This window comes from Novosphingobium sp., assembly GCF_027489515.1.
Lineage (GTDB): Bacteria > Pseudomonadota > Alphaproteobacteria > Sphingomonadales > Sphingomonadaceae > Novosphingobium.
Genome location: NZ_JAIXZS010000025.1, coordinates 1 through 22,069, shown reverse-complemented (window position 1 = coordinate 22,069; position 22,069 = coordinate 1). Strand labels below are relative to the sequence as shown.

22 protein-coding genes and 1 riboswitch are annotated in these 22,069 nt (G+C 64.7%); of the genes, 20 read left to right on the top strand and 2 right to left on the bottom strand.

The features are described from left to right. Positions 1-169: 169 nt before the first annotated feature. From Q0082_RS03945 to Q0082_RS03935, 3 genes are all read left to right on the top strand, one after another. Entirely contained in the window at positions 170-961 is a 792-nt protein-coding gene (locus Q0082_RS03945) for an inositol monophosphatase family protein (RefSeq protein WP_298190162.1), read from the top strand. Positions 962-965: 4 nt separating this feature from the next. Then, complete coding sequence (locus Q0082_RS03940; protein WP_298190160.1) at positions 966-1,412, top strand: gamma-glutamylcyclotransferase family protein; 447 nt, start codon at positions 966-968, stop codon at positions 1,410-1,412. A 63-nt stretch (positions 1,413-1,475) separates the two neighbouring features. After that, positions 1,476-2,753: an amidohydrolase family protein gene (locus tag Q0082_RS03935; RefSeq protein WP_298190156.1), complete on the top strand. Its 1,278-nt coding sequence runs from the start codon at positions 1,476-1,478 to the stop codon at positions 2,751-2,753. 16 nt (positions 2,754-2,769) lie between these two features. On the opposite strand, the gene bfr is transcribed toward Q0082_RS03935, so the two are convergent. Beyond that, positions 2,770-3,249: a bacterioferritin gene (gene bfr, locus Q0082_RS03930; RefSeq protein ID WP_298190154.1), complete on the bottom strand. Its 480-nt coding sequence runs from the start codon at positions 3,247-3,249 to the stop codon at positions 2,770-2,772. Between the two features lie 73 nt (positions 3,250-3,322). Then, positions 3,323-3,499, bottom strand: coding sequence for a (2Fe-2S)-binding protein (locus tag Q0082_RS03925; RefSeq protein ID WP_298190151.1), 177 nt, complete (start codon positions 3,497-3,499; stop codon positions 3,323-3,325). A gap of 127 nt (positions 3,500-3,626) precedes the next feature. Continuing rightward, a riboswitch (SAM-I-IV-variant riboswitch) is annotated at positions 3,627-3,741 on the top strand. 43 nt (positions 3,742-3,784) lie between these two features. Here Q0082_RS03925 and metA point away from each other — a divergent pair. The 17 genes from metA to Q0082_RS03840 all read left to right on the top strand — a co-directional run bounded on the left by metA (position 3,785) and on the right by Q0082_RS03840 (position 21,868). Next, the gene (gene metA, locus Q0082_RS03920; RefSeq protein ID WP_298190148.1) at positions 3,785-4,690 is read left to right on the top strand and encodes a homoserine O-succinyltransferase; all 906 of its coding nucleotides are present in this window, start codon (positions 3,785-3,787) and stop codon (positions 4,688-4,690) included. Positions 4,691-4,843: 153 nt separating this feature from the next. Then, positions 4,844-5,047: a 50S ribosomal protein L35 gene (gene rpmI, locus Q0082_RS03915; RefSeq protein ID WP_054122496.1), complete on the top strand. Its 204-nt coding sequence runs from the start codon at positions 4,844-4,846 to the stop codon at positions 5,045-5,047. Between the two features lie 13 nt (positions 5,048-5,060). Further along, positions 5,061-5,420, top strand: a complete 360-nt coding sequence (gene rplT / locus Q0082_RS03910; protein ID WP_298190146.1) for a 50S ribosomal protein L20 — start codon at positions 5,061-5,063, stop codon at positions 5,418-5,420. Positions 5,421-5,656: 236 nt separating this feature from the next. After that, positions 5,657-6,487, top strand: a complete 831-nt coding sequence (locus Q0082_RS03905; protein ID WP_298190143.1) for a helix-turn-helix domain-containing protein — start codon at positions 5,657-5,659, stop codon at positions 6,485-6,487. A 46-nt stretch (positions 6,488-6,533) separates the two neighbouring features. Continuing rightward, positions 6,534-7,622, top strand: a complete 1,089-nt coding sequence (pheS, locus tag Q0082_RS03900) for a phenylalanine--tRNA ligase subunit alpha (protein ID WP_298190141.1) — start codon at positions 6,534-6,536, stop codon at positions 7,620-7,622. After that, complete coding sequence (pheT, locus tag Q0082_RS03895; protein ID WP_298190139.1) at positions 7,619-10,012, top strand: phenylalanine--tRNA ligase subunit beta; 2,394 nt, start codon at positions 7,619-7,621, stop codon at positions 10,010-10,012. Before pheS ends, pheT begins: the two co-directional genes overlap by 4 nt. Before the next feature lie 23 nt (positions 10,013-10,035). After that, entirely contained in the window at positions 10,036-10,917 is an 882-nt protein-coding gene (locus tag Q0082_RS03890) for an aldose 1-epimerase family protein (protein WP_298190136.1), read from the top strand. A 9-nt stretch (positions 10,918-10,926) separates the two neighbouring features. Continuing rightward, positions 10,927-11,319 carry a hypothetical protein gene (locus Q0082_RS03885; protein WP_298190134.1) on the top strand — a complete coding sequence of 131 codons (393 nt, stop codon included), beginning with the start codon at positions 10,927-10,929 and terminating at the stop codon, positions 11,317-11,319. A gap of 38 nt (positions 11,320-11,357) precedes the next feature. Next, a complete protein-coding gene (locus Q0082_RS03880) occupies positions 11,358-12,887 on the top strand; it encodes a peptide chain release factor 3 (RefSeq protein WP_298190131.1) in 1,530 nt (509 codons plus the stop codon). A 6-nt stretch (positions 12,888-12,893) separates the two neighbouring features. Further along, positions 12,894-13,742, top strand: coding sequence for an NAD(P)-dependent oxidoreductase (locus Q0082_RS03875; RefSeq protein ID WP_298190129.1), 849 nt, complete (start codon positions 12,894-12,896; stop codon positions 13,740-13,742). Between the two features lie 55 nt (positions 13,743-13,797). Then, positions 13,798-14,667, top strand: coding sequence for an alpha/beta hydrolase (locus Q0082_RS03870; RefSeq protein WP_298190127.1), 870 nt, complete (start codon positions 13,798-13,800; stop codon positions 14,665-14,667). Then, positions 14,667-15,224, top strand: coding sequence for a pyridoxamine 5'-phosphate oxidase family protein (locus Q0082_RS03865; protein ID WP_298190125.1), 558 nt, complete (start codon positions 14,667-14,669; stop codon positions 15,222-15,224). The genes Q0082_RS03870 and Q0082_RS03865 overlap by 1 nt, the downstream gene beginning before the upstream one ends. A gap of 215 nt (positions 15,225-15,439) precedes the next feature. Then, positions 15,440-15,778, top strand: coding sequence for a P-II family nitrogen regulator (locus tag Q0082_RS03860; protein WP_292947696.1), 339 nt, complete (start codon positions 15,440-15,442; stop codon positions 15,776-15,778). Between the two features lie 71 nt (positions 15,779-15,849). Then, on the top strand, positions 15,850-17,265 hold the full coding sequence (locus Q0082_RS03855; protein WP_298190121.1) for an ammonium transporter: 1,416 nt from the start codon (positions 15,850-15,852) through the stop codon (positions 17,263-17,265). A gap of 274 nt (positions 17,266-17,539) precedes the next feature. Beyond that, a complete protein-coding gene (locus Q0082_RS03850) occupies positions 17,540-19,741 on the top strand; it encodes a bifunctional diguanylate cyclase/phosphodiesterase (protein WP_298190119.1) in 2,202 nt (733 codons plus the stop codon). A 61-nt stretch (positions 19,742-19,802) separates the two neighbouring features. Beyond that, positions 19,803-20,951 (top strand): histidinol-phosphate transaminase, encoded by a 1,149-nt coding sequence (gene hisC, locus Q0082_RS03845; RefSeq protein ID WP_298190117.1) that lies wholly within the window; start codon positions 19,803-19,805, stop codon positions 20,949-20,951. Then, positions 20,948-21,868, top strand: a complete 921-nt coding sequence (locus Q0082_RS03840) for a prephenate/arogenate dehydrogenase family protein (RefSeq protein ID WP_298190115.1) — start codon at positions 20,948-20,950, stop codon at positions 21,866-21,868. The genes hisC and Q0082_RS03840 overlap by 4 nt, the downstream gene beginning before the upstream one ends. Positions 21,869-22,069: the final 201 nt, after the last annotated feature.

The following is a 22,069-nucleotide window of genomic DNA, read 5'->3' as shown; positions in this document are numbered from 1 at the left end:
GCCACCCCATCGTCCCCCGGGTGTGCGCCATGTCACTATCGATAAGCACAAACTTGCAATTTAGCCAAGATCGTTGGTCTTTGAGGGCAAGGCGCCACTGCGCGATCGCCGGCGCTCCTTGCATCGCCGCCTCTTGACCGCAGACCCGGACGAGGCCCATGGCTGAGCGATGAAGGACACCGATCTCGACCGAGACATCGCACTTGCCCTGCGCCTTGCCGATGCCGCCGGGGCTGCCATCCGCCCGTTCTTTCGCAGTGGTCTCTCGGCCGATCGCAAGGCCGATGCCTCGCCTGTCACCTTGGCGGACCGCGCCGCGGAGGAGGCCATGCGTGCCATCCTTTCGGCCGAAGTGCCGGACGATACCGTGATCGGTGAGGAAATGGGGGCAACGCCTGGTTCGTCCGGGCGCAGCTGGGTGCTCGATCCGATTGACGGGACAACAGGTTTCCTTGCCGGGCGCCCGCTGTTCGGGACCTTGATTGCACTGGTCGTTGAAGGTTTCCCCGTCATCGGCGTGATCGACCAGCCAATACTGGGAGAGCGCTGGGTTGGCGCGGTTGGGCGGCCAACGACGCTGAACGGCCACGCGGTGCGCACCCGTGCCTGTGCGCAGCTCGACGATGCCGCGCTTGCCACCACCGGGCCGCACTACTTCGATGATCACGATGGGGCGCACTTCATGGGCCTCGCGGCAAAGACCGATCACAAGCGCATGGTCATGGGCGGCGATTGCTACAACTACGCGATGCTTGCCTCCGGGTTTCTCGATGTCGTCTGCGAAGCGGGACTCAAACTGCACGACTGGGCGGCACTCGTGCCGATCGTCGAAGGCGCGGGCGGCACCATGGCCGATTGGAACGGCGAGCCGCTTCATGCCGGGTCTGATGGCCACGTCATCGCGATTGGTGATGCCGCGCGGCTCGAGGACGTGGTCGAGGCGCTGGCCTGCCACCATTGATTCGATGCAGGCTCCGCGCCGCCTGTTCTTCTACGGCACGCTGACGCATGAGCATGCGAACACGCTGACCGAAACGCTGCTGCCTCGGCTTGGCGGGCGGCCGCGTCGCGGCTGGGTGCGCGGAGCGTTGTTCCTGCGGCGCGATCCCCTCGGGGTTTATCCAGTGCTGATGCCAGGTGCCGGAAGGGTCAAGGGCTGGGTCTACGGCGGCTTGAAGCCAATACCGCGCGCCGTGCTCGCGGCCTTCGATGCCTGGGAATACTGCGATCCGCGCCGTCCCGGGCGCGGGGAGTACCGGCGCGCCCATCTTCTCGTCCACACCCGCGCCGGCCCTTTGCGAGCCGCGGCGTATCTTCCCAATCGCCGTGCGCCGCTGGGTCTGAGGGTGGTTCCCGGCGGCGATTTTGCGGCCCACGCTGCTGCGCACGGTCTTCCTGTCCTCTCGGAATAAGCCGTCTTGCCAGCCTTGCCCGTGCATGCGAGCAAGCTTTCGACACATCGGGAGATATCGGGAATGCGCAGTGTATTCGGGGCGATCACTATCGGGCTGGCACTGGCCGCGGCGCCCGCCGCTGCTAAGACGGTCGTCGTCCGCGCCGCGCACATGGTCGATGTGCTCGCGGGACGGACGGTGGACAACGTTCAGGTCGTGATCACCGATGGCCGCATTGCTGCGGTTGGCAAGGCCGGAGATGCCATGCCCGCTGGCGCGGAGATGATTGATCTCGGCACGCGCACGCTCGTCCCCGGCTTGATCGACATGCATGTCCATCTCACCGGTGATCCGCGCTACAGCGGCTATCGCAGCCTTGAGTATACGGACAATTTCTGGACCGTGGTCGGCGTTGCCAATGCGAAGCGGACGCTCGAGGCCGGTTTCACCACGGTGCGCAATGTCGGCGCGAACAACTTCGACGATGTGGCGCTCAAGCAGGGCATCGAGGCTGGCTACATCACTGGCCCGCGCATTGTGCCAGCTACCTATGCATTGGGCGCAACCGGCGGGCACTGTGATTCGACCGAGTTCCCCCCGTCGATCAAGGCCCCCTCACCGGGCATCGCCAACTCGCCCAACGAGTTTCGCGCGGCCGTGCGCCGAATGCGCAAGTACGGTGCGGAAGTGATCAAGGTCTGCATGACCGGCGGCGTCTTCTCCAAGACCGATACGGTTGGCGGCCAGCAGATGACGCTTGAGGAGATCAAGGCCGTCACCGACGAGGCGCACATGCTCGGCATGCGCGTCGCCGCCCACGCCCACGGTACGGCCGGCATCAACGATGCGCTGCGCGGCGGGGTCGATACGATCGAGCACGCAAGTCTTGCCGATGACGAGAGCTTCAAGCTCGCCAAGGCCAAGGGTGCCTGGCTCGACATGGATATCTACAACGACGACTACATTCTGGCCGAGGGTGAGAAGAACGGCGTGTTCGAGGAAAGCCTCGCCAAGGAGCGCATGATCGGCCGCAAGCAGCGCGAAACCTTCCGCGCCGCGCACGCTGCCGGGGTCAAGTTGCTGTTCGGCACCGATGGCGGCGTCTATCCCAACGGCGACAATGCGAAGCAGTTCGCCAAGATGGTCGAGTGGGGCATGACCCCGCTGGAAGCGCTTCAGGCCGCCACCCGCAGCGCGGCCGAAGCGCTCGACAAGACGGCGGACGTCGGCGCCATCGCACCGGGCCGCTATGGCGATCTGGTGGCAGTCGATGGCGATCCGCTCGCCAACGTGCGCCTGCTGGAAAAGCCCGCGTTCGTGATGAAGGGCGGCGAGGTGGTAGTCCGCGCCGCGCCCTGAACGGACCTGCTGCCGATCAGGCCTCCGATGCCTCGCTGTTGAGCTGGATGTAGTTGGCAAGGCCCATCCGCGCGATCATCTCGAACTGGGTTTCAAGCACGTCGACATGCTCTTCCTCGTTCGCGAGGATATCCGCAAACAGGTCGCGGCTCACGAAATCGCGCACGCTTTCGCAGTGGGCAATCGCATCCTTGAGCAGCGGGATCGCGTCATGCTCCAGCGCGAGATCGGCCTTGAGCACGTCCTCGACGTCTTCGCCGATGCGCAGGCGGCCGATCGCCTGAAAATTGGGCAGCCCGTCGAGGAACAGGATGCGGTCCGCCAGTCGGTCCGCATGCTTCATCTCGTCGATTGATTCGTGGCGCTCGTATTCGGCGAGCTTCTTGAGGCCCCAATTGGCCAACATGCGATAATGCAGCCAGTACTGGTTGATCGCCGTCAGCTCGTTGAGCAGGGCCTTGTTGAGGAATTCGATGACCTTGGCATCACCCTTCACGCTGCGTCTCCTCGCTTTGACACGAGACTAGAGAGCGTGAGGCCGCGGCGCAAGAGTCAGGCCGCGGCGGGCACTACGCGGGGATGCAGGCGCGCGCCTCGCTGATGATCTGCTCGGCGTCTTCAAGGCACTGGCGGCACTGCGGCGCAAAACCGAGCCGGGCGTAGAGCACTTCGGCATCGCCGCTCTGCTCGCACGCAGCACGGCGCAGGTCCTTTTCGCGGATGGCGTTGCAGATGCAGATGTACATCGGATGCGAATCCTCGCGCTGTGTCGTTCAATACGTAATGCGAGGCATTTGCAATAGCAAGTGGGAACTGCGGCGGCTCGTGAATGTGCCGCAGCGTTGCATTCTTGCGGCTTCGCCCTTATGTGCCGGGCCGCATCAAGAGTTGGGGAGCGACGCCCCGACGCCAACCTGCCGGTTTCCGGGCAAGGTGGCGCCTTCGCCAGCGAAGGGATGCGGCCGGTCCGGCAACGAAGCGGAACAAGGCTGCAGGCGTCGTCATCTCCCGAGTTCGAAGGGTTATGATACGTGCCGATCCGCATCGCCGATAATCTTCCCGCCCGCCGCACGCTGGAGGCCGAGGGCGTTATCGTCATGAGCGAAACCGAGGCCGCGCGGCAGGACATCCGCCCCTTGCGCGTCGCGCTGCTCAACCTCATGCCCGACAAGATCACCACCGAAACGCAGATCGCCCGGCTGCTCGGTGCGACGCCGCTCCAGATCGAGCTGGACCTCGTGCGCATCTCGGACCACGTGAGCAAGAATACCTCGGCCGGCCACATCACCGCTTTCTACCGTCCATGGGAAGACGTGCGCAGCGAGAAGTTCGACGGCCTCATCATCACTGGCGCTCCGGTCGAGCAGATTGCGTTCGATGAGGTGACCTACTGGGACGAGATGCGCCGCATCCTCGACTGGTCGCGCGCCAACGTGCACCGCACGCTGACCTTGTGCTGGGGCGCAATGGCCGCGCTGCATCACTTCCACGGCATGCCCAAGCACGCGCTGGGCGAAAAGGCGACTGGTGTGTTCAGCCATGACAATCGGGCCCCTGCGCACCCGGTCATGCGCGGATTGCCGGACCGGTTCGACGTTCCCGTCTCGCGTTGGAGCGAGCTGCGCGGCGCAGATCTTCCGAGCGGGCGGGGCCTCACCGTGCTGGCCGACAGTGCCGAGACCGGCCTGTGCCTGATCGGCGATCCGGCGAACAACGCCGTGCACATGCTCAACCATCTCGAGTATGATACGCTGACGCTGGCTGGTGAGTATGCACGGGATGAAGGCCGCAGCCTGCCGTTGCACTACTTCCCGGGCGACGATCCCGCCGCCATGCCATCCAACACCTGGCGCGGGCACGGCCATCTGCTGTTCAGCAACTGGATCAACGAGACCTATCAGACGACCCCGTTTGATCGCGAGGAAATCGGCCGCTGACCAGCGTGCGGAGGCGCCTCTGCGCGCAATCGCTTGCCTTTTGCGCGCTGCGCCCGTAAGCGCGCGCACTTCATCGGGTACGGATTCGATGACTCGCCTGGCCATGCAGGGCTGCCACGGCGGGTTGGACGTACCCTCACCAAGGAGACGAAAATGCCCAAGCTCAAGACCAAGAGCGGTGTGAAGAAGCGCTTCAAGATCACCGCTTCCGGCAAGGTCAAGCACGGTGTCGCTGGCAAGCGCCACCGCCTGATCAGCCACAACGCCAAGTACATCCGCCAGAACCGCGGCATGGACGTGATCTCCGATGCGGACGCAAAGGTGATCAAGAAGTGGGCGCCCTACGGGCTGAACTGAGGAGCGAAGACCCATGAGCCGCATCAAACGGGGTGTTACCACCCGCGCCAAGCACAAGCGCATTCTCGAACAGGCCAAGGGCTATCGGGGCCGCCGCAAGAACACCATCCGCGTTGCCCGTCAGGCGGTCGAAAAGGCCGGCCAGTACGCGTACCGCGATCGCAAGGTGAAGAAGCGGGAGTTCCGCGGTCTGTGGATTCAGCGCATCAACGCCGCTGTCCGCGCCGAAGGCCTCACCTATTCGCAGTTCATCCACGGCACCAAGCTTGCCGGGATCGAATTGGACCGCAAGGCCATGGCAGATCTCGCCATGAACGAAGGCGGCGTCTTCACGGCGATCATCGCGCAGGCCAAGCAGGCCCTCGCGAGCTGATTGGAAGCTAGCTCGCCGGCGTTCCAATCTGGTGCGCCGGTTTCAGGCTGGCTTCAGAAAATCCCGAAAATGCAAGAGGGCACCGGTTTCATGACCGGTGCCCTTTTTGCCATTTTGGCCTGTTCCCGTTAGCGCAAGTAAGCGTTATGATCTTACCAACAGGGAAGATAACAGGGGGCGCAGCGGTGACCGGTCAATGTACCGTGCAGGTACGATTCCATCAGCCGCCCCCGGCGATGCGTCCCTATTTCACGACTTTCTACATCACCGAGATCGACGCCGGGGTGGATGGGCGCGTGGCCGATCATCTCCATCCCGAGTGGGCCAACCTGCGCATCATCAGCGGCGTACTGCCAGTTTCCGAGCTGCTGAGGGAAGCGCCGGTTGGTAATCTTGCTGGCATCGTTACTGGGCCGACCAGCACTACGCTCCGCTTTACCGCGGGTACGTCGCGGATCTGGGGCATCGGCCTGCTTCCGCTCGGTTGGGCCAAGTTTGTCGGAGCATCGGCCCATTCATTTGCCGATCGGCTGTGCGACCCGGCCTCCGAACCTTCCCTTTCGCCGCTCTGCCCGCTGGTCGATACGCTGTTCGGCCCGGTGCCCGATGAAGCCGCCGAACTCGCGCGGATCACCCGGCATTTCGAGGACCTTGCCGCGCGCACAGTGCCGGAGGAAGCCCGAATCCGCGCGACACACCAGGCACTCGTAGATCCGGAAGTCGCCACCGTTGCCGCGATGGCGGAGCACGCCGGGCTTCCCACCCATACACTGGAACGCGTCTGCCGCCGCCATTTCGGCTTTCCGCCCAGCTTGTTGCTGCGCCGCCAGCGGTTCATGCGCAGCCTTTCGCAGTACATGCTCGATCCCTCGCTCACCTGGATCGGCGCCATCGATTCGCACTATCACGATCAGGCCCAGTTCGTGCGCGAGTTTCACCGCTTCATGGGCATGAGCCCCAGCGCCTACGCCGCGCTGCCCCATCCGGTGCTTACGGGCGTGATGCGCGCCCGGATGGCGGCGGCGGGCGCGCCGGTGCAGGCCCTGCACGATCCCTCGAACGATTGAACGCGCGCCTTGGATTCCGCCGCGTTTGGCGCTAGCGGCGGCTCCGATGGAACAGCTTGAACCTACACTCGCCGCAATCGCCGCTGCGGACACGATCGAAGCCGTCGAGGCGCTGCGCGTCGGCGCGCTTGGCAAGCAAGGCTGGGTCTCGGCCCTGCTCAAGTCGCTCGGCGGCATGAGCCCCGAGGAACGCACCAGCACTGGCCCGCGCATCCATGCCGCGCGCGAGGCGGTCACCGCCGCGCTCGGCGAACGCCGCGCCGCGCTGGAATCGGCCGCGCTTGAGGCGAAGCTCGCGGCTGAAACTGCCGACCTCTCGCTCCCCGCTCCTGCCACTGCGCGCGGCTCGGTCCACCCGGTCAGTCAGGTCATGGACGAACTGGCCGAAATCTTCGCCGACATGGGCTTTGCCGTGGCGACAGGGCCGGAGATCGAGGACGACTGGCACAACTTCACCGCGCTCAACATGCCAGAAACGCATCCGGCGCGCGCGATGCACGATACGTTCTACTTCCCCGACCACGATGTGCAGGGCCGCTCGATGCTGCTGCGCACGCACACCTCGCCGGTGCAGATCCGCTCGATGCTGAGCCAGGGCGCGCCTTTGCGCGTCATCGCGCCGGGCCGTGTTTACCGGTCTGACAGCGACGCCACCCACACCCCGATGTTCCACCAGATCGAAGGCCTTGTGATCGACAAGGGCATCCACCTCGGCCACCTCAAGTGGACGCTGGAGACTTTCCTCAAGGCCTTCTTCGAGCGTGAGGATATCGTCCTGCGTCTGCGCCCCAGCTACTTCCCCTTCACCGAGCCCTCGGTCGAGGTCGACGTCGGCTACACGCTTATCAACGGCAAGCGCGTGGTCGGCGGTAGCGGCGATGCGACGAACGGCGGCTGGATGGAAGTGCTCGGCTCGGGCATGGTCAACCGCAAAGTGATCGAGTTCGGCGGACTTGATCCCGATGAATGGCAAGGCTTCGCCTTTGGCACCGGCGTCGACCGCCTCGCAATGCTGAAATATGGCATGGACGATCTGCGCGCCTTCTTCGATGGCGATGTGCGTTGGCTCCAGCACTACGGCTTCGGCGCGCTAGACGTGCCCACCCTTTCCGGCGGCGTGGGAGTGCGCGCATGAAGTTCGCCCTCTCCTGGCTCCAGGCTCTGCTCGATACCAAGGCCGATGCCCGCACGATTGCCGAGAAGCTGACCTCGCTCGGCCTCGAGATCGAAGGCGTCGAGGATGCATCTGCGGCTCTCACGCAGTTCCGCGTCGCCCGCGTGCTGACTGCGGACAAGCACCCACAGGCGGACAAACTGCAAGTACTTTCCGTCGATCTGGGTGACGGCAATCCGCTTCAGGTCGTTTGCGGCGCGCCCAATGCGCGTGCGGGTCTCATCGGCGTGCTCGGCCTGCCCGGCGCAGTCGTTCCGGCCAACGGCATGGAGCTCAGGAAGTCTGCGATCCGCGGTGTCGAATCCAACGGCATGATGTGCTCGACACGCGAGCTTGGCCTTGGCGAAGAGCACGACGGCATCATCGAGCTTCCCGCCGACGCGCCGATCGGCATCAGCTTCGCCGATTACCTCGGCTCCGATCCTGTGTTTGACGTCGCCATCACGCCCAACCGGCCAGACTGCATGGGCGTCCACGGCATCGCGCGCGATCTTGCCGCCGCTGGCCTCGGTGTGCTGAGGCCGATCAACGCGGCCCCTGTCGCTGGCACCTACCCGTGCCCAGTGGACGTTCGCACCGACGATGCCGAAGGTTGCCCAGCCTTCTACGGCCGCGTCATCCGCGGCGTGACAAACGGCCCCAGCCCGCAGTGGCTGCAGGACCGCCTCAAGAGCGCGGGCCAGCGCCCGATCTCGGCGCTCGTCGATATCACCAACTACGTCATGCTCGGCTATGGCCGCCCGGCGCATGCCTATGACCTCGCCAAGCTGAGCGGCGCGGTCGTCGCCCGCCGCGCGCGCGAAGGCGAGACCTGCCTCGCACTCAACGGCAAGGAATACGCGCTCCAGCCGTGGATGACCGTGATCGCCGATGAGAGCGGCGTCCACGATATCGCCGGAATCATGGGCGGCGAACATTCGGGCTGTTCCGAGACGACCACCGACGTCCTGCTCGAAGTCGCCTACTTCACCCCTGCCAACATCGCCCGCACCGGTCAGGCCTTGGCGCTGACGTCCGACGCGCGCGGCCGCTTCGAGCGCGGGGTCGATCCCGCGTTCCTCGATACCGGCATGGACCTCCTAACCAGCCTGATCCTCGAGATCTGCGGCGGTGAGCCGAGCGAAGTGATCCGCGCCGGCCAGCCACCACTCGCGCGCAAGAGCTTCGCCTACGATCCGGCGCTCGCTGGCAACCTAGGCGGGATTGATGTCGCCAACGGCGAGCAGAAGCGCATCCTTGCCGCGCTCGGTTTTGATGTGGCGGAAGACTGGACCATCACGGTGCCGACCTGGCGTCCGGATGTGGACGGCGCGCCGGACATTGTCGAGGAAGTGATCCGCGTCCATGGCCTCGATGCCGTACCCTCCACGCCGCTGCCGCGCGCTGACGGCGTCGCCAAACCGACAGCGACTGCAGCGCAGATGCAGGAACGCCGCATCCGCCGCGCAGCTGCCGCACGAGGGCTGAATGAGGCGGTGACCTGGTCGTTCCTGCCCACAGGTGAAGCCGAACACTTCGCAGAGGGCAACGGTGGCCTTTGGACGCTCGCCAATCCGATCTCCGAAGACCTCAAGACTATGCGTCCGTCACTGCTGCCGGGCCTGCTTTCGGCAGCGCGGCGCAATCTTGATCGCGGCGCGACCACGGTCCGCTTGTTCGAAATTGGCCGCCGCTATCTGCGCGGTGAGGGCGGCGCGAGCGACGAGCAGCCCAGTCTCGCCGTCGTGCTCGCAGGTGAAGCCGCCCCGCGCGGCTGGGCGACTGGCAAGGCCAAGCCCTTCGATGCCTTCGATGCCAAGGCCGAGGCACTTGCGCTCCTCGCTGAAGCCGGTGCGCCGGTCGATAACCTGCAGGTCATGGGCGAGGCAGGAAGCCAGCTCCACCCCGGCCAGTCCGCCACCCTGCGCCTCGGGCCAAAGACAGTGCTCGCACGTTTTGGCATGCTCCACCCGACCACGGCCAAGGCCTTCGATCTCTCTGGTGCGGTTGCGGTCGTGGAGCTGTTCCTTGATCGGATCCCGGCGCGCAAGGGCCCCGGCAGCTTCGCGCGCCCGCACTTCGCGCCGCCCGCGCTGCAGGCCGTCACCCGCGATTACGCTTTCCTTGTGCCCAATGGCCTTCCCGCTGGTGATCTGCTGCGCGCGGTGCGCGGGGCGGACAAGACCAACGTCGTCGCGGCTCGCGTGTTCGACGATTTCCGAGGGACCGGCGTGCCTGAGGGCCAGAAATCGCTGGCGGTCGAAGTCACTTTGCAGCCCGTCGAGAAGAGCTACGACGAGGCAGCTCTGAAGGCGATCACCGACAGGATCGTGGCAGCCGGCGCAAAGCTCGGCGGCGTGCTGCGCGCCTGACTAGCGAGCCTGCCGGGGATGTGATGACCGATCTTGTTACAATCGCCAGCGAGGGCCTCTCCGCGCGCATCAACCCGTTCGGGGCAGAGCTTTCTTCGCTGACCGATGCCGCGGGCCGCGAGTACATGACCGACGCGGACCCGGCGTTCTGGTCGGGCCGCGCGCCTCTGCTGTTCCCCATCGTTGGCGCGCTGGCAGATGACACACTGCGGAGCGGCGGGCAGAGCTACCGTATGCCGAAGCACGGCTTCGCCCGCCGCAGTGCCTTCGGGCTGAAAGAACATTCGGCAGATCGCGTGGTATTCAGGCTCGAAGAGAGCGCCGAGACGCGCAGCTGCTATCCCTTCGCCTTTGCGCTCGACATGGCCTTCATGCTCTCCGGCATGACGCTGGAGATGATCGCCACCGTGCACAATACCGGCGGTGAACCGCTCCCGTTCAGTTTTGGCTATCACCCGGCCTTTGCCTGGCCGCTTCCCGGCAGCGCCGACAAGGCCGCGCACCGCATTCTGTTCGAGGCGGATGAGCCACGGCCGATCCGCCAGCTCGACATGGCGAGCGGCCTCATCGCTCCGGGTGGTGCACCGACCCCGGTGAAGGGCCGCGAAATTTCCCTCGATCCCGAACTGTTCCGCCACGACGCCTTGATCTGGACCGAACTCGCCAGCCGCCGCCTGTCCTATGGCGCCGAGAGCGGCGCATGGCTCGATGTCGCCTTCCCGGACAGTCCGATGCTCGGCATCTGGCAAGTCCCCGGCGCGCGTTACATCTGCATCGAGCCGTGGCAGGGCCATGCCGATCCGCTGGGCTTCAGCGGCGATTTTGGCGAGAAACCAGGCGTAGTGGTCCTGCCCGAAGGGGAAAGCTGCAGTTTCCGCATGGAAGTCACTGTTCGGCCCGCATAATATCGAGGCATGACAAGCGCGTTGGTCTTCGCCCATCCCGGTATCCTGCGGATCGCTTATGCCGCCAACATCCTGATTCTCGTGCCGGTCTGCTGGGGTATGATCGCGCCCACCGCCGCAGTAACGGTGTTCCAGGGCGCCGTAACGGAGAGCAGCGGACTGCGCCTTCTCGTCCTCAGCCTGTGGTCGGCGATCCTCGCGGCTTCGATCTGCGGCCTCTTCGCCCCCGCCTTCTTCGCGCCGCTGCTGCTGGTGCAGATCTTCTACAAGACGCTTTGGATCGCGCTCTTTGTCTGGCCGGCGGTCCGGTCGGGCGCGCCCGTGCCATGGGGCGTTGCCGGGACTTTCGCCGCCATTGTCGTCGTCTGGCCGGTCCTGCTGGTGCTTGCGCTGCGCGGCTGAGGCGTGACTCCGCCGCGCCCCTCAGCTAGGCGCGGGCCATGAGTTCCAATCGCCGCACCTTTGCCATCATCTCGCACCCCGACGCGGGCAAGACCACGCTGACCGAGAAGCTGCTCCTCCAGGGCGGCGCGATCCACTTGGCCGGTGAGGTCAAGGCGCGAGGGCAGGCGCGCCGTGCCCGGTCGGACTGGATGAAGATCGAGCAGCAGCGCGGCATCTCTGTCACCTCGTCGGTCATGACCTTCCAGAAAGATGGCGTCGTGTTCAACCTGCTCGATACGCCGGGCCACGAGGACTTTTCCGAGGACACCTACCGCACGCTGACCGCCGTCGATTCCGCGATCATGGTGATCGACGCCGCCAAGGGCATCGAGCCGCAGACGCGCAAGCTGTTCGAGGTGTGCCGCCTGCGTTCGGTGCCGATCATCACCTTCGTCAACAAGGTCGACCGCGAAGGCCGCGCCGTGTTCGAGACACTGGATGAAGTGGCGGATGCGCTCGCACTCGATGTCTGTCCGATGTCGTGGCCCATCGGCATGGGCGGGATATTCGAAGGCGTGCTCGATTTCGCCACGAACACCATCGCGCGCCCCGAAGGCGACAGCCGCGAATATCTTGGCAAGCGGGACCCACTGGTCGATGGTGCGATCCCCGCCGATATCGCCGAGGAAATCGAGCTCGCGCAGATGGGCTACCCCGAGTTCGATCTCACCGCCTATCGCAACGGCGATCTGACGCCGGTCTATTTCGGCTCGGCGCTCAAGAACTTCGGCGTCGCCGAAATGATCGACGCCATCGCCCGCTACGCCCCGCCGCCGCGGCCGCAGCCAAGCGAGACCGGCACGATCGAGCTTGATCACCCCGAAGTCACCGGTTTCGTGTTCAAGGTCCAGGCCAACATGGATCCGATGCACCGCGACCGCATCGCGTTCATGCGTATGGTCTCGGGCACTTTCAAACGCGGCATGAAGCTCACGCCCTCCGGCCTCGGCAAGCCCATTGCGGTCCATTCGCCGATCCTGTTCTTCGCGCAGGACCGCGAGATTGCCGATACCGCCGAGGCGGGCGATATCATCGGCATTCCCAACCACGGCACCCTGCGCGTGGGCGATACGCTGTCCGAGAAGAACACTGTCCGCTTCACCGGCCTGCCCAACTTCGCACCTGAAATCCTGCGCCGCGTGCAATTGAAGGACCCGACCAAGACCAAGCAGCTCAGGAAGGCGCTCGATGATCTGTCCGAGGAAGGCGTGATTCAGGTGTTTTACCCTGAGATCGGCGCGCAATCGATCGTCGGGGTGGTCGGCCAGCTCCAGCTCGACGTGCTGATCTCGCGGTTGGAAGCGGAATACAAGGTTGAAGCCGTGCTCGAGCCCTCGCCCTTCGATACCGCCCGGTGGCTCAAGGGGAGCGATGCCGCGCTGCGCAGCTTTGCCGATTTCAACCTCTCGAACCTTGCCAAGGACCGTGATGGGGATCCCGTCTTCATGGCGCGCTCGGCCTGGGACGTGAGCTACCAGCAGGAACGCAATCCGGAGCTGACCTTCAGCGCCACCAAGGAGCGGTAAGGGGCCATGCGCATCGCGGTCACGGGCAGCAGCGGCAAACTCGGCAAGGTCGCGGTCGCGGCACTGCGCGCGGCGGGACACCGTGTCACCGGCTTCGATATCGTGAGTTCGGTCTACGGCGATGATACGGTCCGCCTCGATTGCGCCGATTTCGGTGCGGTCATGGGCGCGCTTTCCGGTGTCGATACCGCCGCGCGCCGCTTCGATGCGGTGCTCCACTTGGCCGGCATCCCCAAGCCCGGCGCGACGACCGATGAGGCGGCTTTCCGCATCAACGTCATGGGCACCTACAACGTGTTCTCCGCTGCCGTCCGCCTCGGCATCGGCCGTGTCGTCTGGGCCTCGAGCGAGACGATCCTTGGCCTCCCCTTCGCTGAACCGCCGCAGTTCGCCCCCATTGACGAGACGCACCCGCTGCTCCCGAACTGGTCCTACGCGCTCGGCAAGCGCGTGGGTGAGACCATGGCCGACGAGTTCGCGCGCTGGCATCCGGGGCTCGCGATCGTCTCGCTGCGCTTTTCCAACGTCTATGTGGCGGACGATTATGCCGCGCTGCCGCAGATCCAGGCCGATCCGGCCAGCCGCAAGTGGAACCTGTGGAGCTATATCGACGCCGAGGATGCTGCCGAGGCCTGCCGCTGCGCGCTCGAGGCCGATACCGCCGGGAATGAGGCCATGATTATCGCCGCCGCCGACAACCTGATGGGCCGCCCCTCGCGCGATCTTATGGCCGAACACTTCCCCGGCGTCCCGCTGGCCGAGAGCCTTGCTGGCGAAGCCTCGCTGCTCTCCTCTGCCCGCGCCGGCGAACTGATTGGCTATATCCCCCGCGTTTCATGGCGCCAGCGGGTCTGACCGCATCTCCAAAACCGCACTTGCGGCCTGTTCGCACCTGCGGCACAGACATCTTATGACACTGCTCGGCCCCACCTCGAACACCTTCATCTCGCAGCGCCTGCGGCTCCACTATGTCGATTGGGGCAATGCGGACAAGCCACCACTCCTTCTCATCCACGGCGGGCGCGACCATTGCCGCAGCTGGGACTGGACGGCCGAAGCCCTGCGCGATGATTGGCACGTGATCGCGCTCGATCACCGCGGGCATGGCGACAGCGAGTGGGCGTCTGATGGCAACTATCGCACGATGGACATGGTCTACGATGTGGCACAGCTGGTCCACCAGCTCGGCCTTGCGCCTGTCACCATCGTCTCGCATTCGTGGGGCGCCAACGTCTCGCTGCGCTATGCTGGCCTTTTCCCCGAGGATGTCGCCAAGCTCGTCGCCATCGAGGGCATCTTCCCGACGCCCGATTGGGAACTGCGCATGAAGGACGTGCCCTTTGCACGCCGCGTGCGCGACTATATCGCCGAGAAGCGCAAAGCCGCTGGCCGCCTGCCGCGCCGATACGCCACGCTGGAAGACGCTTACGCGCGCATGAAGTCCGAAAACCCCTACCTGACCGACGTTCAGGCCCGGCACCTCACGATCCACGGGATCAACCGTAACGAGGACGGGACCTTCACCTGGAAGTTCGATCCCTACGTCCACATCGATCACCCCTATGATATCTCGACCGAGCGCAAGCATGAGCTGTGGGAAGCGATCACCTGCCCCACTTTGCTGCTCAACGGCGCGGATTCCTGGGCTGGCAACCCTGAGCGTGATGGCCGCATCAAGCACTTCCGCGATGGCAAGGTGATCGAGTTCGAGAACGCCGGCCACTGGCTCCACCACGACCAGTTCGACCGCTTCATCGCAACTCTGCGAGAGTTCCTCTGATGGCCGACTTCACCGACAGCATCCTGCCCCAGCACGAGGCCATGATGGGGGCGCAGAGCGTGTTCTTCGTGGCGACAGCTGCTGCGGACGCGCGCATCAACCTCTCGCCCAAGGGGTATGACAGCTTCAGGGTGCTCGGGCCCAACCGGGTCGCCTATCTCGACCTCGCCGGTTCGGGCAATGAAACCCACGCGCATCTGGTGGCCGATGGCCGGATCACGATCATGATGTGCAACTTCGTCCAGCCCCCGCTCATCCTGCGCCTCTATGGAACAGGCCGCCCGGTGCTGCCGAAAGATCCCGAGTGGGAAGAGCTGGCCGAGCATTTCACGATCCTGCCGGGCACGCGGCAGATTTTCGATATCGCTGTTCAGACCGTGCAGACCAGCTGTGGTTGGGGCGTGCCCGTCATGTCGCTCGATCAGGAGCGCAAGACGCTGGTCAAGTATCATGCCCAGTCTGATGAAGCGGCATGGATGGCCAAGACCTCGGGCCGCAATCGCAGCATCGACGGCCTCCCGACCACGCCCACGGACCGCTTCTTCCGCGGCGAGTGAATGTTGAAATTCGAGGCAGTTTCCTGACGCGGAAGCTGCCCATTTTTTAGGCACTCTCTGGAATCTGCTCAAGATTCGAGCGTGACCTCTGCGTAGTTTTCCGCAGTAGCGAAAAGAAACCCCCTGATTCCAGTGCCACACACATTTGGCACGGTGCTTGCGAAGCCTGAACAGCCGGCGGGTCGCCCGGCGAGAAGGCCGCAAAGGGGGCATGAATGAAATTCATCATCGCCATCATCAAGCCGTTCAAGCTCGACGAAGTGCGCGAGGCGCTCTCCGGGCTGGGCGTTGCCGGGATGACGGTGTCGGAAGTGAAGGGTTTTGGCCGGCAGAAGGGCCAGACCGAGATCTACCGCGGCGCCGAATACACCACGAACATGCTGCCGAAGGTGAAGATCGAGATCGCTGCGAGCGACGATCTGGCGCCCCGGATCATCGAGATGATCCAGCAGACTGCCAGCACCGAGGCGATCGGCGACGGCAAGATCTTCGTTCTGGATCTTGCCTCTGCCACCCGCATCCGCACCGGCGAAACCGGGGATACCGCCCTGTGAGCGGCCTGTCTTTCAACGCTGTGTCTGCAAGCGCGGTGGGGACCGCCACTTCTGACATGAGGGGAACTTCGATGATCCGTAAGATGATCGGCGGGGTCGTGGGCGCGGGCTTGACGCTCGGCGCTGCTTCCACCGCTTTCGCCCAGGCGGCGATGGTCAAGGCGCCCGATGTGGCGGCCCAGGCCACCATGGTGAACAAGGGTGACACCACCTGGATGCTCATTTCGTCCGTGCTTGTCCTGATGATGAGCATCCCGGGCCTCGCGCTGTTCTACGGCGGCCTTGTCCGTACCAAGAACATGCTCTCAGTACTGATGCAGGTGTTCATGATCGTTTCGATCGCGGGCCTGCTCTGGGCAACCTACGGGTATTCGCTCGCCTTCACCGGCGGCTCGCCGTTCATCGGCGGCTTCGGCAAGGCGCTCATGGCCGGCGTTACCAGCGGGACCTACTCGGCGACGTTCTCCAACAACGTCTACATCCCCGAACTCAGCTACTTCGTGTTCCAGATGACCTTCGCCATGATTACACCGGCGCTGTTCATCGGCTCGTTCGCAGAGCGCATCAAGTTCACCCCGCTGATGGTGTTCGTGGTGCTGTGGTCCACCTTCATCTACTACCCGATCGCGCACATGGTCTGGTACTGGGCCGGTCCGGACTTCCTCGTCGATGCCCCGACCGACTCCGGTTACCTCTGGGCGATGGGCGCGCTGGACTTCGCGGGCGGCACGGTCGTCCACATCAACGCCGGTATCGCGGGCCTCGTCGGCTGCCTCCTTCTCGGCAAGCGCCTGGGCTATGGCAAGGAAGCGACGCCGCCGCACTCGCTCACCATGACCATGATCGGCGCCTCGCTGCTGTGGGTGGGCTGGTTCGGCTTCAACGCGGGTTCGAACCTTGAGTCGAACGGTGTCGCTGCGGTTGCCTTCGTCAACACCATGCTCGCCACCTGCGCTGCTGCGGTCAGCTGGGCGATTGTCGAGCAGGTCGTGCACGGCAAGCCTTCGATGCTAGGTGCTGCTTCGGGTGCCGTTGCCGGCCTCGTCGCGATCACCCCGGCCTCGGGTTATGGCGCGCCGATGACCTCGATCGTCCTCGGCCTCGTCGTCTCGCCGCTGTGCTTCTTCTTCGTCAGCACGGTGAAGAACAAGTTCAAGTACGACGATACGCTCGACGTTTTCGGTGTGCACTGCATCGGTGGCATCACCGGCGCCATTGCCACGGGTATCGTCGCCTCGCCGGCGCTCGGCGGCCAGGGCATCATCGACTACACCCAGTTCCCGGCTGTCGCGGCTCCGACCTACGACATCGCCGCCCAGCTCATCGTCCAGATCAAGGCCGTGCTTCTCACGCTTGTCTGGTCCGGTGTTGGCACTGCGGTGATCTGGTTCGTGCTCGATAAGACCATGGGCATGCGGATCAGCGAAGAAGGTGAGCGCGAAGGCCTCGACATCGCTGACCATGGTGAGCGTGCGTACAACTACTGATCGGCCTCCGTCGATTAGCAACTACTGATTAACCAGCTTGGCGGGGCCAGGGGCGAGATCCTCTCCCTCTTGGACCCCGGGGCCCCGCCAGACCATGTTCCTCCTGCGAACAGACTAAGGCCGGAAGCGCTTCATGTGCTTCCGGCCCTTTTTTATTCTTTCTCAGGGGATTAACCCTACAATCTTGACACCATCGCCGCGTTAACCTTCCCACAAGGCCCTTCGGTTACATACCTAACCGGAAGTGACTATCGGATGAGGGGACACCGGAGTGGTGTTGCGCAAGGCACGCGGGGTATTCGGGATCGGGGCAGCAGATGCTCCGGCAACGCGCACAACCGAAAGCGAAGCAGCCGCGCTGTGCCACACCTATGAAGAACTCGGGCTCGGATTCTTCTGGTCGACTGACGCCGAAGGCCGCGTGACTTACCTCTCACCCGGCGCCCATGCCCTGCTTGCCGAGGACGGCAGTGCCATGGGCGCGAGCTTTCTCGGACTGTTTCTCAAGGCTGGCAACGAAAGCGAAGGCGAGCGGACGCTGCCGTTTGCTTTCGCGCGCAAGGGCCGCTTCGAGAAAGTCACCGTGCGCAGCGAACGTGTCGATGGCGAAACTCTATGGTGGGCCATTTCGGGCGAACCGATCATGCAGCGCGGTGAATTCGCCGGCTTTCGCGGGCACTGCGAGGACATTACCGGCGAGCGCAGATCCGCCGAGGAAAGCTCGCACATGGCGATGCACGATGCGCTGACCGGCCTGCTCAACCGGCGCCACATGTCGCAGCTGCTCGAACGCACACTGACTCAATCCTCGCAGCAGCGTTCGCCTTGCGCGATCATGCTGATCGACCTCGACCGCTTCAAGCAGGTCAACGATACGCTTGGCCATGCTGCCGGCGATGCCTTGCTCAAGCAGGTGGCCGCCAGGCTCGTTCGCGTTGTGGGCGACAAGGAAAAGGTCAGCCGTCTGGGCGGCGACGAATTCCAGGTGATCATGCCCGGTATCGATGACCGCGGTGTCCTTGGTGACCTTGCCACGAGCATCATCACCAGCATTTCGCAGCCCTATACGATCGATGGCAGCCGCTGCCTGATCGGTGCCTCGGTCGGTGTTGCGGTCTCGCCATTCGATGGCGACGACAGCGACAGCCTCGTGCGCAACGCCGATCTTGCGCTCTACGCGGCCAAGGGCGGCGGACGCGGCCGTTTCCGCTTTTTCAGCGCGGACCTGCTCAAGGCGGCCGCCGATCGCCGCCTGCTCGAGGAAGACCTGCACGACGCGTTGCAGAAGAATGAACTCGAGATCCACTACCAGCCGGTGGTGCGCGCGGCGGACAACCACGTCGTCGGGGTCGAGGCGCTGGTGCGCTGGAATCATCCCGAACACGGCGCAGTCAGCCCTGCGCGGTTCATTCCGATTGCGGAGGAATCGAACCTCATCAAGGGCATTGGCGAATGGGTCCTGCGCCATGCCTGCGAGGAGGCCGCCGCTTGGCCGGGCAGACTGCGCGTAGCGGTCAATGTCTCGCCGGTGCAGTTTGCCGATGACGGCTTCCCCGCCCTCGTCGCCAGTGCCCTCGCCAACTCCGGCCTTGATCCCGAACTGCTCGAACTCGAGATCACCGAGAGCGTCTTCCTGCAGGAAGGCGGCGCCACCAACGATCGCTTCAAGGCGCTAAAGAGCCTCGGCGTGCGGCTGGCGCTCGATGATTTCGGCACGGGCTATTCTTCGCTCGGCTACCTGAAGACGGCGCCGTTCGACAAGATCAAGATCGACCAGTCGTTCGTGCGCGGCGCGACCGAGGCCGGTTCGCGCAATCGCGCGATCATCGCAGCCATCGTTGCGCTGGCACAGGCGCTGGAAATGGACACGACGGCCGAAGGCGTCGAGAGCTTCGATCAGTTCGATCTGATGAAGAGCCTCAACGTCACCCTCGTGCAGGGCTACATCTACAGCAAGCCGATCTCCAATGCCGAGTTCGTGGCCAAGATCAACGAAGGCAACTGGACCATCGAGCCTTCCGGACCGGCCTTTCAGCGACATGATCGCCATGCCATGTTCCGCCGCATCGGCGCCATCCACGACAACCACTACTATCCGGTCGTCCTGCGCAACCTCTCGGTTTCCGGCGCGCTGATCGAGGGGCTGGTCGATGTGCCGGTGGGCACCGAGTTCGTGATCGATCTTGGCGAAGGTCAGCTCGCCGTGGCGCGCGTGCGGCGATCGCGCAAGCGCCAGCAGGGGCTGGAATTCGAGCAGGCGCTTGTGCCTGATGGCAATGGTGGCCTGTGCACCCGTCACCGCGCCTCGCCCTACCAGCTGGCGGCTGCGGGGCTCCCGCAGGGTCCCAAGGGCGATGGTGTCCAGCCGGTCGGTCCGCATCTCATCGGCGGGGGCGAGGACGGCAAGCCTTCGATGCCCGCGTTTGGCATGGCCAGTGACTGGAAGGGCGCGGCGATGCGGGCCGAAGCAGCCTGAGGCCGACTGCCCGCGCGAAACGGTTCCCTTGACGGGGCAAGCCCGCTAAGGCGCGCCGGTCATGTCCGATAGCCCAGCCCAGTCCCCGGCCCAGATCGCCGCCACCCGTCCCGTGCCCAAGCCGTGGATTGCGGCGATCCATCCTTATGTGCCCGGCAAGTCGACCGGCACGGACGGTCAGGTGCTGATCAAGTTGTCGGCGAATGAGAACCCGCTTGGCACCAGCCCGCGGGCGCTTGCCGCGCGCCTTGGCAGTGGCGATGGTGCGGGCGATCCGGCGCGCTATCCCGATCCCGAAAGCCATGCCCTGCGGGGCGCGCTCGGTGCACTCCACGGCATCGATCCCGCGCGGATCGTCATGGGCACCGGCTCGGACGAGCTGCTGCACCTTGCTGCGCAGGCTTTTGCCGGGCCGGGAGACGAGGTGCTCTACCAGCGCTATGGCTTCTCGGTCTATGAGATCGCGGCCCGCCGCTGCGGCGCGGAGCCGGTCGAGGCGCCCGACCGCGACTATGCAGCGGATGTCGATGTCATGCTCGGCTGCGTCAGCCCGCGCACCCGCGTGGTGTTCCTCGCCAATCCGAACAACCCGACCGGCAGCTACCTTCCGCGCGCAGAGCTTGCCCGGCTTCACGCCGCGCTTCCGGCCGACGTGCTGCTGGTGGTCGATCAGGCCTATGCCGAGTATGTTGCGGCCGATGATGATGATGGAGCTTTCGCGCTCGCCGCAACGACCGAGAATGTCCTGATCACGCGCACGTTCTCCAAGATCTATGGCCTCGCCGGGGAGCGCGTCGGCTGGGCGACCGGTGCGCCGCACCTGATCGACATGCTGAACCGCATCCGCGGGCCCTTCAACCTCACCGTGACCGCGCAGGCGGCAGCATTTGCCGCGGTGGACGATCAGGCCTTCGTTGCCGCTTCGCGGGAGCACAACCGGGCGGAGCGCATGCGCTTTGTCGCCGCACTCTCGGCACTCGGCAACCACGGCCTGCGTCCCCTCCCGAGCGAGGCGAACTTCGTCCTGATCGAGTTCACTGGCGCGCTGACAGCCGAAGGGGCCTACAAAGGCCTGATGGACCAAGGCTTCATTACCCGCTGGCTGCCCGGTCAGGGCCTGCCGCAGTGCCTGCGCATTACCATCGGCACCGCTGTCGAGATGGACCGCGTTGCCGAGGTGCTGCGCCAACTCGCCGAAGCCGCGCGATGAGCGCGCCGGCACCGTTCACGCGGATCGCGGTGATCGGGCTCGGCCTGCTCGGCGGCTCGGTCACACGGGCAGTCCATGCCCATCTGCCCGATGCGATCACCACCGGCTTCGATGCCGATCCTGCGGTGCGCGCCCGCGCCCGGGACATCGGGCTCGCCAATTTTGTGCCAGAGACAGTGGCCGAAGCCGTGACCGGAGCCGATCTGGTGGTGCTGTGCGTTCCCGTTGGCGCAATGGCGAAAGCCGGGGCGAGCATCGCCGCGCATCTCGCCCCCGGTGTGATCGTCACCGATGTCGGCTCCAGCAAGGCGAGCGTCGCGCGCGCGCTGGCCGAGGCATTGCCCGGCGTGACCGTGATCCCGGCGCACCCGGTCGCCGGCACCGAGCAGAGCGGCCCGGATGCGGGCTTTGCTGCGCTGTTCCGCAACCGCTGGTGCATCGTCACGCCGCCCTCCGGCGCGGACGAGGGCGAAGTGGCGCGGGTCGCCGCGTTCTGGGAGGCGCTGGGCGCGCGCGTCGAGATGATGGATGCCGAGCACCACGACCGTGTGCTCGCCGTAACGAGCCACCTGCCGCACCTGATTGCCTACACCATCGTCGGCACCGCCTCCGATCTTGAGGAAGTGACGCAGAGCGAGGTGATCAAGTATTCCGCCGGCGGCTTCCGCGACTTTACCCGCATCGCCGCGTCCGATCCGACGATGTGGCGCGACGTGTTTCTGAGCAACCGCGATGCCGTGCTCGAGATGCTCCAGCGCTTCAGCGAGGACCTGACCGAGTTGCAGAAGGCGATCCGCAAGGGCGACGGGGCGATGCTGTTCGAGACCTTCACCCGGACCCGGGCGATCCGCCGCTCGATCATCGAGATGGGCCAGGACGATGCGCGGCCGGACTTCGGGCGGAGCCACGAGGACTAGCGCCAAGTTTACCAACTTTACACGTGTCGCATGCGGAAATTTCCAAGTAAAATATTGATAAACAATATTATTCCGGCCGAACTTAGAGCGTCCTGCGGAAAATCTGAATCGTGGGATTCCCATTGTTTGTGATTTGTGATTCACCCTCATTGGAGGTGGATCATGGGCAAAGCACATTCGGCTGATCTTCGGGTTCGGGTT

What these genes read in the sequence shown, in the direction of transcription:
- Q0082_RS03840 (WP_298190115.1), top strand. Translation starts at nt 20,948, where the DNA reads ATGAGCGCGCCGGCACCGTTCACGCGGATCGCGGTGATCGGGCTCGGC.
- Q0082_RS03865 (WP_298190125.1), top strand. Translation starts at nt 14,667, where the DNA reads ATGGCCGACTTCACCGACAGCATCCTGCCCCAGCACGAGGCCATGATG.
- Q0082_RS03860 (WP_292947696.1), top strand. Translation starts at nt 15,440, where the DNA reads ATGAAATTCATCATCGCCATCATCAAGCCGTTCAAGCTCGACGAAGTG.
- Q0082_RS03890 (WP_298190136.1), top strand. Translation starts at nt 10,036, where the DNA reads ATGACCGATCTTGTTACAATCGCCAGCGAGGGCCTCTCCGCGCGCATC.
- rpmI (WP_054122496.1), top strand. Translation starts at nt 4,844, where the DNA reads ATGCCCAAGCTCAAGACCAAGAGCGGTGTGAAGAAGCGCTTCAAGATC.
- hisC (WP_298190117.1), top strand. Translation starts at nt 19,803, where the DNA reads ATGTCCGATAGCCCAGCCCAGTCCCCGGCCCAGATCGCCGCCACCCGT.
- Q0082_RS03945 (WP_298190162.1), top strand. Translation starts at nt 170, where the DNA reads ATGAAGGACACCGATCTCGACCGAGACATCGCACTTGCCCTGCGCCTT.
- Q0082_RS03870 (WP_298190127.1), top strand. Translation starts at nt 13,798, where the DNA reads ATGACACTGCTCGGCCCCACCTCGAACACCTTCATCTCGCAGCGCCTG.
- Q0082_RS03885 (WP_298190134.1), top strand. Translation starts at nt 10,927, where the DNA reads ATGACAAGCGCGTTGGTCTTCGCCCATCCCGGTATCCTGCGGATCGCT.
- rplT (WP_298190146.1), top strand. Translation starts at nt 5,061, where the DNA reads ATGAGCCGCATCAAACGGGGTGTTACCACCCGCGCCAAGCACAAGCGC.
- Q0082_RS03855 (WP_298190121.1), top strand. Translation starts at nt 15,850, where the DNA reads ATGATCCGTAAGATGATCGGCGGGGTCGTGGGCGCGGGCTTGACGCTC.
- pheS (WP_298190141.1), top strand. Translation starts at nt 6,534, where the DNA reads ATGGAACAGCTTGAACCTACACTCGCCGCAATCGCCGCTGCGGACACG.
- pheT (WP_298190139.1), top strand. Translation starts at nt 7,619, where the DNA reads ATGAAGTTCGCCCTCTCCTGGCTCCAGGCTCTGCTCGATACCAAGGCC.
- Q0082_RS03935 (WP_298190156.1), top strand. Translation starts at nt 1,476, where the DNA reads ATGCGCAGTGTATTCGGGGCGATCACTATCGGGCTGGCACTGGCCGCG.
- Q0082_RS03940 (WP_298190160.1), top strand. Translation starts at nt 966, where the DNA reads ATGCAGGCTCCGCGCCGCCTGTTCTTCTACGGCACGCTGACGCATGAG.
- Q0082_RS03905 (WP_298190143.1), top strand. Translation starts at nt 5,657, where the DNA reads ATGCGTCCCTATTTCACGACTTTCTACATCACCGAGATCGACGCCGGG.
- Q0082_RS03880 (WP_298190131.1), top strand. Translation starts at nt 11,358, where the DNA reads ATGAGTTCCAATCGCCGCACCTTTGCCATCATCTCGCACCCCGACGCG.
- Q0082_RS03925 (WP_298190151.1), bottom strand. Translation starts at nt 3,499, where the DNA reads ATGTACATCTGCATCTGCAACGCCATCCGCGAAAAGGACCTGCGCCGT.
- Q0082_RS03875 (WP_298190129.1), top strand. Translation starts at nt 12,894, where the DNA reads ATGCGCATCGCGGTCACGGGCAGCAGCGGCAAACTCGGCAAGGTCGCG.